This window comes from bacterium, from assembly GCA_030654305.1.
In the GTDB taxonomy this organism is placed as follows: Bacteria; Krumholzibacteriota; Krumholzibacteriia; order LZORAL124-64-63; family LZORAL124-64-63; genus PNOJ01.
Window position 1 is genome coordinate 1 of sequence record JAURXS010000517.1, and the last position, 1,746, is coordinate 1,746.

General features: G+C 74.0%; 3 protein-coding genes. 1 reads left to right on the plus strand and 2 read right to left on the minus strand.

What is annotated here, in order from left to right:
• Positions 1–222 (minus strand): cyclic nucleotide-binding protein (locus Q7W29_14645; protein ID MDO9173060.1); only part of this gene is annotated, 222 nt, incomplete at its 3' end.
• A complete protein-coding gene (locus tag Q7W29_14650; GenBank protein ID MDO9173061.1) occupies positions 219–1,148 on the minus strand; it encodes a patatin-like phospholipase family protein in 930 nt (309 codons plus the stop codon). The genes Q7W29_14650 and Q7W29_14645, both read right to left, overlap by 4 nt.
• A gap of 184 nt (positions 1,149–1,332) precedes the next feature.
• Here Q7W29_14650 and Q7W29_14655 point away from each other — a divergent pair.
• The coding region (locus Q7W29_14655; GenBank protein ID MDO9173062.1) for a hypothetical protein at positions 1,333–1,746 on the plus strand (414 nt) is incomplete at its 3' end.

The following is a 1,746-nucleotide window of genomic DNA, read 5'->3' on the forward strand; positions in this document are numbered from 1 at the left end:
GAGCCCCCACACGCTCAGCACCAGCCACGCCGACTCGATGGCGGCGCTCGACAGGTTGAAGTCGTAGACCAGCGAGACCAGGATCAGGCCGGAGCCGACGGCGTTGGCCAGCGAGTAGCGCGGGTCCTCCTGGCGCAGGCGGCCGGACTGCAGCAGCGCGTAGGCGGCGAGCGTGAGCGCGACGCCCAGCAGGCCGGCCAGGTCCGGCGGGCCGGGGATCACGCCGGCGCCTTCGCGAAGAGGTTGCGCACGCGGGCGAGCCAGTTGCCGCGCTCGTCGATCAGGCGGCGCAGGGTCGGCAGGGCGTCGCGGGCCGCTTCGTAGCCGCAGCGGCGGCAAGCTTCGGCGTGGCGGAAATCGGACCAGTGGTACGCGGACACGTCCGGCGAGATCACGAAGTCGGCGGTGCGGATCACCAGGGAATCCAGGCGCAGCCGGGCGACGGCGTCGCTGCGCAGGATCACGTCCATGCCGGTGCGGTACTCGGCCTTGCCGGGCGCGAACGACGGGATGTCCACGGCGATCACCAGTTCCGCGCCCAGGTCGCGGCAGGTCTCGATCGGCACGCGGTACGGGGCGCCGCCGTCGACGACCAGTCGGCCGGAACGGGCCAGCGGCGGGAACACCCCGGGCACCGCGGCGCTGGCGTAGATGGCGTCGAGCAGGTCGCCCGCGCGGAACACCACGCGTTCCCCCGCGACCAGGTCCAGCCCCACGGCCGCGAACGGCAACCCGATCTGGGCGAAGTCGCGGGCGTGGAACATCTGCGCGAGGGGATGGCGCAGGCGCGATTCGTCGACCAGGCAGGGGCGCGTCACGGTCTTGACGGCGAGGAACTTCTTGTGGAGCGTGTCGACCAGTTCGTGGAAGCGGCCGGCGTCCTCCTCGGAGCCGGAGCCCTTCGGGACGAAGGGCGCCCAGGTCTCCAGGAACTCGGGGTCCTGGGCGAATCGCGCCAGCCGGCGCCAGGACTCGGCGGCGTCCAGGGTCTCGGCGTAGAGCCCGCCGACGATGGCGCCCATGCTGGTGCCGGCGAGGCACGACGGCACGAGGCCGGCCTCCTCGAGGGCCTGTAGGACGCCTGCGTGCGCCAGGCCGCGGGCGCCGCCGCTGCCCAAGGCGAGGCCGATCACCGGGGTCGCGCTCATGCGGGGGCTCGTTCCGGTTCGGGTGGGGACGATCGTCGCCATTGTACGTTCCGGCGCGGCGCCTGACAACCGCCGCGAACGTGCCGGCGGACCCGGGGTTGTGCTACAATGTCAGGACCCTGCGGAACGCCGCCCGCCACGGTCGCGACGCGCCTTCCGACACCGCTGCCAGCCTGGAGGCTCCATGAGATCCCGCCCGACCACCGTCGCGGTCGCCCTGACCGCGATGTGCCTCGTCGCCACGACGTTCGTCGCGACTGCCGCCGCCGCCCTCCCCGCGCCGTCCGCCGCTGTGGAACGCGCGCTGGCGGACCCGGACTTCGCCGGCCGCCGCGCCGACGGGACCATCGCCGTCTGGGTGTGGTTCGCGGACAAGGGGCTGCAGGGCGACGCCCTCGCGCGCGCCCTGGACGACGCCGAGCGCTCCCTGGGCGAGCGCGCCGCCGCCCGACGGGCGAAGACGGCCACCGCCAAAGGCAGCCGCCTGGTCGACGCCACCGACCTGCCGCTGCACCGCCCGTACCTCGACTCGGCGCTGGAGACCGGCGCACGCCTGCGCCGCGAATCCCGCTGGCTGAACGCGGCCAGCTTCGACGCG

What these genes read in the sequence shown, in the direction of transcription:
- Q7W29_14650 (MDO9173061.1), bottom strand. Translation starts at nt 1,148, where the DNA reads ATGAGCGCGACCCCGGTGATCGGCCTCGCCTTGGGCAGCGGCGGCGCC.